Genomic DNA, 8,889 nt, shown 5'->3' with positions numbered 1-8,889 from the left:
GGGCGGACGATGACCCCCGGCACCGTCAGCCGCCGCCTCCCGTTGGTCTGGCTCGCCCTGCACCGGCGGCGCCGGATGCTGACCACCCTGCTGCTCGGCATGGTCGTCTTCGAGACGCTGATCGTGGTGATCGCCGGAACCGTCCCGCCCACCGAGCTGTTCGGCGCCCGCCGCACCCCGCCCGGCGCGTTCAAGGCCTTCAGCGGCTCCAACAGCGATGTCTCCATCGCCAGTTACCCCGGGCTGCTCGGCGCCGGGCTCACCCACCCGTTCTGGATCGCGCTCCAGCTCACCGTGATCGGCTCGCTCGGCGCCGCCGCCGTCGCGGCCGACGTCGAGTCCGGCACCATCGAGTTGCTGATGACCCGTCCGCTCTCCCGGCGCCGGCTGCTCGCCGAACGGGCCGGCGCGCTGATCGCCGCCTCGGTGCTGCTCAACGCGGCCGCCACGCTGACCGTCGCGCTCGGGGTGGCCGTCTCGCCGAAGCTGCGCGACGCGGTCCCGGAGAGCGGGGTGTTCACCGCCGGACTGCTGGGCTGCGCCTTCGCGTTCTGCCTGACCGGGCCGGTGCTGGCGGTGTCCGCGCTCAGCCGGCGGCGGGCGTACGTGATCGGTGCGGCCGTGGCCCTCGGTGCGGCCGGCTTCGCGCTCAACTTCGTCGCCCTGGCCTGGTCCCCGGCCGAACCGCTGCGCTACCTCAGCCCGTTCCACTACTACACGCCGGGCGACGCCCTCGCCCACGGCACCCTCCCCTGGGGCCCGCTCACCGTACTCCTGGCCGTCGGCGTCGCCGGCCTGGGAACCGCCGCCCCGCTGCTGCTCCGCCGGGACCTGGCGCCATGACGGCGTGATCCCGCACCCGAAGCCTCGGCAGGCAGGAGGCCTTTCCCGCGGCCGGGCGCGGTGCGGCCCGTCGGGGCCGCAGGACCCCGGACGGCCGGGACCGTCGATCCCTGAGGGGTGACCAACGCCCCACAGACCCGGGCGCCCAGCCGACCCGAAGCTTCTACCACCGGCCCCACCGGGGGCCGGGGCGCGCCGGGTTGGCGACCACCACCGGCCGATCGGCAACCCGGCTGCGCAGAGCGAGAGTTCAGGAGACCGTGATGGCCAAGGCAATCCGGTCGCCGACTACCACCTCGTCTACGCCCTGCTGCTCATCGCGCTCGCCGCCACGGGAGCCGGCAACACCTGGGGCCTCGGACACCGCTGGGCCGCACTCCCGGTCGTCCGCGACCACGCCTGGCTCCGCTGAACGCCCCGACAGCGCACCCGGCCGACCGCGCTCCATGGCGGTCGGCCGATCCGCATGCCCTCGCGGTGAACCCGCCCGCCGGCCGTAGGCGACGGCCGCCTGGCGTCCGGGGGTCCGCCGCCCCAGCACGACGAGCGAGGCTCCTCAGGAGGCCTCGACGAGCGCCCCGCCCGCGTGGCGGGAGGTGGCCTCGGCCGCCACACGGACCTGGGGGAACTTGTCCCGCCCACGAGCCGGCGCGTCCTGGAGGCGCACCAGCTCCGCCTCCGCCAGGGAGTCCCTGATCGATGACGGCCCTCTGATCCTCGGTCAGGAACCCTGGGTCCAGTCTGCGACCTCGGGCAAATCGGTGCCGTGTTCGCGGATCCAGTCGTGGTGTCGGGCGCGCTGATCGGCCATCCGCTGCCGGACGGCGGCCGCCCGTACGGCGAGGCCTGGGGTGCGGTCGATGACGTCCATGACCAGGCGGTAGCGGTCGAGGTCGTTGCGGACCACCATGTCGAAGGGCGTGGTGGTGGTGCCGGACTCCTTGTACCCGCGCACGTGCAGCTGCGGGTGGACGGCCCGGCGGTAGGCCAGACGGTGGATCAGCCACGGGTAGCCGTGGTAGGCGAAGATGACCGGCCTGTCGCGGGTGAACAGGGCGTCGAACTCGGCGTCGGGCATCCCGTGCGGGTGCTCCTCGGCGGGCATCAGCCGGGCCAGGTCGACCACGTTCACCACCCGCACCGCCAGGTCCGGCAGATGGTGGCGGAGCAGGCCGGCCGCGGCGATCACTTCCTGGGTGGGGACGTCGCCGGCGCAGGCGAGGACGACGTCCGGTTCGCGGGTGCCGTCGTCGGTGCCGGCCCACTCCCATACGCCGGCGCCGCGGGCGCAGTGGACGCGGGCCTCGTCCAACGTGAGCCAGTCGAAGCACGGCTGCTTGCCGGCGACCACGACGTTGACGTAGTCGCGGCTGCGCAGGACGTGGTCGGCGGTGACGAGCAGGGTGTTGGCGTCCGGCGGGAAGTAGACCCGCACGGCCTCGGGGCTCTTGTTCAGAACGTGGTCGACGAAGCCCGGGTCCTGGTGGGAGAAGCCGTTGTGGTCCTGGCGCCAGACGTGGGAGGTGAGCAGGTAGTTGAGCGAGGCGATGGGGGCGCGCCAGGGGATCCGCCGGGTGGTGCGCAGCCACTTGATGTGCTGGTTGACCATCGAGTCGACGATGTGGACGAACGCCTCGTAGCAGGAGAAGAGGCCGTGCCGTCCGGTGAGGAGGTAGCCCTCCAGCCAGCCCTGGCAGGTGTGTTCGGAGAGGATCTCCATCACCCGGCCGTCGTGGGCGAGGTGTTCGTCGGTGGGCACGGTATCGGCCTGCCATGCCTTGCCGGTGGCTGCGTAGACGGCCTGGAGGCGGTTGGAGGCGGTCTCGTCGGGGCCGACGAGGCGGAAGTCGCGGCGATCGGCGGTCGCGGCCATCACTCGTTCGAGGAGGTCGCCGAGGATCCGGGTGGGCTCGTGCAGCGTGGCGCCGGGCTTGTCCACGGGTACGGCGTAGCGCTCCAGGGGAGGCAGCGGCAGGTCGCGCACCAGGAGGCCGCCGTTGGTGTGCGGGTTGGCACCCAGGCGGCGGGTGCCGTCGGGGATGCAGGCGAGCACCCCGGACACCGGACGGCCGACGGTGTCGAACAGTTCCTCGGGCCGGTAGGAGCGCAGCCAGGCTTCCAGTTGGGCGAGGTGGATGGGGTTGTCGCGGACCTGGTCCAGCGGCACCTGGTGGGCGCGCCAGGTGCCCTCGACGGGGACACCGTCGACCTGGGCCGGGCCGGTCCAGCCCTTGGGGGTGCGCAGCACGATCATCGGCCAGGCGGGTCGCCCGGTGGCGCCGTCTTCCCGGGCGGCCCGATGGATCGCGGCGATCCTCTCCACTGCGGTGTCCAGGGCGGCGGCCATGGCCTGGTGGACCGCCAGCGGGTCCTGCCCGGACACGTACAGGGGGTCGTGCCCGTAGCCGCGAAGCAGGGCGTCGAGTTCGTCCTCGGGCAGGCGGGCGAGGACGGTCGGGTTGGCGATCTTGTAGCCGTTCAGGTGCAGGATCGGCAGGACGGCGCCGTCGTGCACGGGGTCGAGGAACTTGTTGCTGTGCCAGGAGGCGGCGAGCGGGCCGGTCTCGGCCTCGCCGTCGCCGATCACGCAGGCCACCAGCAGGCCGGGGTTGTCCAGGGCCGCGCCGTAGGCGTGGGAGAGCGCGTAACCGAGTTCCCCGCCCTCGTGGATCGAGCCCGGGGTCTCGGGGGCGACGTGGCTGGGCACGCCGCCGGGGAAGGAGAACTGCCTGAACAGCTTCGCCATGCCCTCGGCGTCCCGGGTGACGTCGGGGTAGGTCTCGGTGTAGCTGCCCTCCAACCAGGAGTTGGCGAGGACGGCGGGTCCGCCGTGGCCCGGGCCCCAGACGCAGATCGCTTCCAGATCCCGTTGTTTGACGATCCGGTTGAGGTGGGTGTGCACCAGGTTGAGGCCGGGTGAGGTGCCCCAGTGGCCGAGCAGGCGGGGCTTGATGTGTTCGGGCCGCAGCGGCTCGCGCAGCAGTGGGTTGGCCATCAGGTAGATCTGGCCGACCGCCAGGTAGTTGGCGGCCCGCCAGTGCGCGTCCAGCTCCTGGATCTCCTGGCCGGAGAGGGCTGCGGGCGCAGGGGACGGGGTGACGGACATGGCTGAGGTCTCCTCTGGTCGTCGGGCGCGGCACCCGGCAGCCGCGCTCGGCACCATCGTCACCGCCGGGACGCGATGGCGTACAGGGCCGGTCGGGGCACGTCGGGACCGGACGGACAGGACCTGTGGCCCTGCGTTCCCGGGCTGCCCGGCCCTGGGCCGGCGCCCCCCCGAGGACGGAGGCTGGCGGAGCCTGCCGATCGGTGCAGGCGCGCCGCACGACGCCGCTCTCCGACACCCTGGACGGAACATGATCGACAGCACTCGCGAGACCAGGGCCTACCTGGTGGGAGACGGGATCGCCTCGCTCGCCGCAGCCGCCTTCCTGATCCGGGACGGCGAGTTCCCCGGCACGAACATCCACGTCCTGGAGGAGCGCCCGCTCGCGGGCGGCTCGCTGGACGGGCACGGCGCGGCCGAGCGGGGCTACGTCACCCGGGGCGGGCGGATGCTGGAGGAGGAGGCCTACACCTGCCTGTGGAACCTGCTGGAGACCATCCCCAGCCTGGACGACCCGGACACCAGCGTGCGCCAGGAGATCCTCGACTTCAACCAGGAGTGGCCGACGGATGCGAAGGCCCGTCTGATCGACCGGGAGCACCGCGTCCTCGACGCCTCCCAGCTCGGCCTGGACACCCGCGACCGGATCGAACTGGCCCGGCTGCTGGCGCTGCCGGAGTCGGTGATCGGCGCCCGCCGGATCGACGACTTCTTCTCCGAGCACTTCTTCGCCACGAACTTCTGGGCGATGTGGCGCACCACGTTCGCGTTCCAGAACTGGCACAGTGCGATCGAGCTCAAGCGCTACTTCCTGCGCTTCGTCCAGGAGTTCCCACGCATCCACACCCTCTCCGGGGTCCGCCGCACGCGGCTGAACCAGTACGACTCGATCGTGCGCCCGCTCACCCGGTGGCTGATCGAGCGCGGTGTGCGGTTCGAGCACGGCGTTCGGGTCACCGATGTGGACTTCACCGAGAACGACGGGATCCGTCGCGCTCGGCGCCTTCACCTGGTCCGCGACGGCCGTCCGGAGAGCGTCGAACTCGCGGCGTCGGACCTGGCGCTGATCACGCTCGGCTCGATGACCGCGGACGCCGCCTACGGCGGTGACGACACCGTGCCCGAGCTGGTCCGGGACAAGCGCGACGGCGGATGGGCCCTGTGGGAGACGCTCTCCCGCAAGGCCCCCGGCCTCGGCCGGCCCGCCGTCTTCAACGGCAACATCGCCGAAGCCGCCTGGGAGTCCTTCACCCTGACGATGCGCAGCCCCGCCCTGATCGAGCGGATCGAGGAGTTCAGCGGCAACGCCCCCGGCACTGGCGCTCTCATGACCTTCAAGGACTCGCCGTGGCTGATGTCGATCGTCGTGCCTCGCCCTCCGCACTTCGACGGCCAGCCCGAGGACGTGTTCACCCTGTGGGGCTACGGGCTGTTCATCGACGCCCCGGGCGAGCACACCGGCAAGGCCATGGCGGAGTCGACCGGCCGGGAGGTCCTGGACGAGTTGCTCGGCCAGCTCGGTTTCGACGACATCGCCGACGAGGTCCGCGCGACCACCGCCGTGACCACGGTGATGATGCCCTACATCACCAGCCAGTTCGCACGGCGCGACGTCAGCGACCGTCCGCTGGTGATCCCGCACGGCGCCCGCAACTTCGCCTTCCTCGGGCAGTACGTGGAGATCCCCGAGGACGTGGTGTTCACCGTCGAGTACTCGGTACGCGGCGCCATGCACGCCGTCTACCGGCTGCTCGGCCTCGACCTGCCCGTCCCGCCGGTGCACCACGCCCTGCTCGATCCGAAGACGGCGTTCCAGGCCCTGAAGACCGCCTTCGGCTGAGCCCCGTCCCATTGACCGGATACCCCTCGCAGGCGGTGGGCCCCCCGAAGACGTGGGGCCCACCGCCTTTTCTCCTGCCCCCGTACGGTCCGGCGGGGTGCCGGCGGTGGTGGATGTGCATGGTGAGGGCCCGACGGCCGACTGCGGCGCCTCCCCGGGGTGAGCGCTCCGTACGGCCGGCGCCGGGTCCTTGCTCCGGGTTCCGGAACGGCGCGAGCCGGGGACGGTCTCACCCGTCCCCGGCTCCACGTCCTCGGCGCGGCTCCTCCAGCCGCTACCGCGCGGGCGTGATGAGGCCGTAGTGGCCGTCGTAGCGGTGGTAGAGGACGTTGCCCCGCCCGGTGGCGGTGTCGGTGAAGAAGACGAACGGCAACCCGGTGAGGTCGAGCCTCGACACCGCCTCGGCCACCGCCAGTTCCGGCACCCCGGCGGTGCTCACGGTGAGCCCCGGTTCCGGCTCGCCGGCGGGCCCGGCGGTGGCCAGGCGGTGCCCGCCTGCGCGCTCGTCGCGGTAGACGACGCTGTCGCAGCCGGTGGTGGCGTCGGTGAACAGGTGGAAGTCGTAGTCCATGGCCTCCATCTCGAACACGGCGGCCCGGGCGCTCTGGCTGGGCAGACTGTACGCCTTGTGCCGCACGATCCGCCGCTCCTCCGGCGCCAGGCCTCGCCGGCGCGGGCAGTGCTCGCGGGCCTCCTCCTCGTTCCACGCTCCGAGGCCGGCCGGGGCGCGGTGACGGTGGGAGTCGCGGTGCTGCCGCACCCGGGCGAGCCGGTGAGTCAGTCGGTCCTGGAGCAGGTCGACGGCCTCCTGCATGGTCGCGGCCGCCACCTGGGCCCGGACCGGGCGGCCGTTGAGGTCCACCACGGCCTGGGCGATGGCGGGCTTGACGACGGCGTGGTTGCTCTCCTGGGTGAGCTTCACCCGGGCCGCGAGCACCGGCTCGTGCTGCCGCTCGACGACGGCCAGCAACTTCGCCTTGGCGTAGTCCGGCGCGGCGAGGGACACCTCGCCCCGGGTCTCGACCTGAATGTCGTGGGCGATCGGCGTGTGCGGACGGTTCATCAGGAGTCCTGCCTTTCGGATGTGGTTTCAGACTGCCGGGTGCCGGGAGGCACCGTCGTCGGCCGGACGTCCCGCCGGCAGGGCCCTGGGGCCCTTCTCCCCGCCGTTCAGGGCGGCGCGGACGGTGGTCCCGGTGGTGCCCAGGACGGTGCCGAGGGCGTTGTCGAGCGGGCCGATGGCGGCCAGGCCTCCGGTCCGTTCGGCGAACGCGGCGGCGGCTTCGGCCTTGGGCCGCATCGAGCCCTCGGGCAGGTCCAGCGCGCGCAGGCGCTCGGGTGTGGTGGTCACCAGCGGGCGGGGGTGGGCGGCGCCGAAGCGGGTGAACACGTGCGTGACGTCGGTGAGGATCAGCAGGGCGTCGGCGTCGAGCTGCTCGGCGAGGAGGGCGGCGGTGAGGTCCTTGTCGACGACGGCCTCGGCGCCCCGGAGCAGGCCGGTGTCGTGGTCTCGGATGACCGGGACGCCCCCGCCGCCCCCGCAGATCACCACCGCTCCGCCGGCCAGCAGGCGACGGACGACGGGCGCTTCGAGCACCGCCCGTGGTTCGGGCGACGGGACGACGCGGCGGCGGTGCGCGCCGTCCGGCGCGGTGGTCCAGCCGCGCTCGCGCTCCAGGGTCTCTGCCTGCTGCGCGCCGAGTTGCTGGCCGATGAACTTGGTGGGGTGGGTGAACGCCGGGTCGTGCGGGTCGACCTCGGTGTGGGTGACGAGGGCGGCGACCTCCCGGCCGGGGAGCCGGTTCATCAGTTCCCGGGCGAGCAGGGTGCCGATCATGCCCTGGGTCTGGGCGCCGAGCACGTCCAACGGGTACGGCGCGGTGAGCGCCGGGTCGGTCTCGCTCTCGACGGCGAGCAGGCCGATCTGCGGGCCGTTGCCGTGGGTGATCACCACCTCGTGCCCGGCCTCGACGAGCTCGGCGAGCGAGCGGGCCGCCTGGTGGACGTGGTGCAACTGAACCTCGGCGTCCGGGTGTTCCCCCCGCTGGAGCAGGGCGTTCCCGCCGAGGGCGGCGACGATGCGCACGGTCATTCCCTCCCCAGGGTGGCGACCAGGATCGCCTTGATGGTGTGCATGCGGTTCTCGGCCTGGTCGAACACCAGCGAGGCGGGCGACTCGAAGACCTCGTCGGTGACTTCGAGGCCGTCGAGCCCGTGTCGGGTGGCGAGTTCGGCGCCGAGGTCGGTGCGGGTGTCGTGCAGGGCCGGCAGGCAGTGCAGGAAGGCCGTGTCCGGGTTGCCGGTCGCGGCGAGGGTCTTGGCGTTGACCTGGTACGGCAGCAACTGCGCGATGCGGTCGGGCCAGTGGTCGTGGTCCTCGCCCATCGAGACCCACACGTCGGTGTAGAGGTAGTCGGCGCCGCGCACGGCCTCGGTCACGTCCTCGGTGACGGTCAGCCGGGCCCCGCTGTCCAGCGCGAGCGCCCGGCACCTGGCGACGCGCTCCGGCTGCGGCCACAGTGCGCGCGGCGCGGCGATCCGGACGTCCATGCCGAGCAGGCTCCCCATCGTCATCAGCGAGTTGGCGGTGTTGTTGCGGGCGTCGCCGAGGTAGCAGAAGGAGATCTCCTGCAGCGGCCGACCGCTGTGCTCGCGCATCGTGAAGACGTCACACAGGCTCTGGGTGGGGTGGCAGGCGTCGGTGAGGCCGTTGTAGACCGGCACTCCGGCGTGGCGGGCGAGTTCGGTGACGGTCCCCTGGTCGAAGCCGCGGTACTGGATGGCGTCGTACATCCGGCCGAGGACGCGGGCGGTGTCGGCGACGCTCTCCTTGTGGCCGATGTGGGAGCTGTCCGGCCCGAGGTAGGTGGTGGTGGCGCCCTGGTCGGCGGCGGCGACCTCGAAGGCGCAGCGGGTGCGGGTGGAGTTCTTCTCGAAGATCAGCGCGAGGCGGCGGCCGGTGAGCCGGGGCGTCTCGGTGCCGGCCCGCTTCGCGGCCTTCAGCTCGGCGGCGAGGTCGAGCAGATGGTGGATCTCGGCGGCGGTGAAGTCGAGCTCGTCGAGGTAGTGGCGGCCGTGAAGGTCGGTGGTCATGGCGGCT

Annotated in this window: 7 protein-coding genes; 2 read left to right on the top strand and 5 right to left on the bottom strand. The window is 72.5% G+C overall.

Translation table 11 applies throughout. The annotated features are described in order from the left end of the window. Positions 1-843 (top strand): ABC transporter permease subunit (locus ACFQ87_RS32940; RefSeq protein WP_380614557.1); only part of this gene is annotated, 843 nt, incomplete at its 5' end. A gap of 250 nt (positions 844-1,093) precedes the next feature. Here ACFQ87_RS32940 and ACFQ87_RS32935 read toward each other — a convergent pair. Both ACFQ87_RS32935 and ACFQ87_RS32930 read right to left on the bottom strand, forming a co-directional pair. After that, positions 1,094-1,240: a hypothetical protein gene (locus ACFQ87_RS32935; protein WP_380614556.1), complete on the bottom strand. Its 147-nt coding sequence runs from the start codon at positions 1,238-1,240 to the stop codon at positions 1,094-1,096. 324 nt (positions 1,241-1,564) lie between these two features. Then, positions 1,565-3,949: a phosphoketolase gene (locus ACFQ87_RS32930; protein ID WP_380614554.1), complete on the bottom strand. Its 2,385-nt coding sequence runs from the start codon at positions 3,947-3,949 to the stop codon at positions 1,565-1,567. A gap of 250 nt (positions 3,950-4,199) precedes the next feature. Here ACFQ87_RS32930 and ACFQ87_RS32925 point away from each other — a divergent pair, with 250 nt between their 5' ends. Next, positions 4,200-5,789, top strand: a complete 1,590-nt coding sequence (locus ACFQ87_RS32925) for an oleate hydratase (protein WP_380614552.1) — start codon at positions 4,200-4,202, stop codon at positions 5,787-5,789. 274 nt (positions 5,790-6,063) lie between these two features. On the opposite strand, the gene ACFQ87_RS32920 is transcribed toward ACFQ87_RS32925, so the two are convergent. The 3 genes from ACFQ87_RS32920 to argF are packed head-to-tail and all read right to left on the bottom strand — an operon-like array spanning position 6,064 to position 8,882. Further along, a complete protein-coding gene (locus tag ACFQ87_RS32920; RefSeq protein WP_380614551.1) occupies positions 6,064-6,852 on the bottom strand; it encodes an HPF/RaiA family ribosome-associated protein in 789 nt (262 codons plus the stop codon). A gap of 27 nt (positions 6,853-6,879) precedes the next feature. Beyond that, on the bottom strand, positions 6,880-7,875 hold the full coding sequence (locus tag ACFQ87_RS32915) for a carbamate kinase (protein WP_380614560.1): 996 nt from the start codon (positions 7,873-7,875) through the stop codon (positions 6,880-6,882). 2 nt (positions 7,876-7,877) lie between these two features. Beyond that, on the bottom strand, positions 7,878-8,882 hold the full coding sequence (gene argF / locus ACFQ87_RS32910; RefSeq protein WP_380614550.1) for an ornithine carbamoyltransferase: 1,005 nt from the start codon (positions 8,880-8,882) through the stop codon (positions 7,878-7,880). Positions 8,883-8,889: the final 7 nt, after the last annotated feature.

Origin of the sequence: Kitasatospora sp. NPDC056531 (assembly GCF_042794375.1) — a bacterium.
Taxonomy (GTDB): Bacteria; Actinomycetota; Actinomycetes; order Streptomycetales; family Streptomycetaceae; genus Kitasatospora.
The sequence above is the reverse complement of the archived record's forward strand: the minus strand, read 5'-3'. Positions and strand labels throughout refer to the sequence as shown.

Coding starts and splice junctions, on each gene's coding strand:
- argF (WP_380614550.1), bottom strand. CDS start 8,882: ATGACCACCGACCTTCACGGCCGCCACTACCTCGACGAGCTCGACTTC.
- ACFQ87_RS32930 (WP_380614554.1), bottom strand. CDS start 3,949: ATGTCCGTCACCCCGTCCCCTGCGCCCGCAGCCCTCTCCGGCCAGGAG.
- ACFQ87_RS32920 (WP_380614551.1), bottom strand. CDS start 6,852: ATGAACCGTCCGCACACGCCGATCGCCCACGACATTCAGGTCGAGACC.
- ACFQ87_RS32925 (WP_380614552.1), top strand. CDS start 4,200: ATGATCGACAGCACTCGCGAGACCAGGGCCTACCTGGTGGGAGACGGG.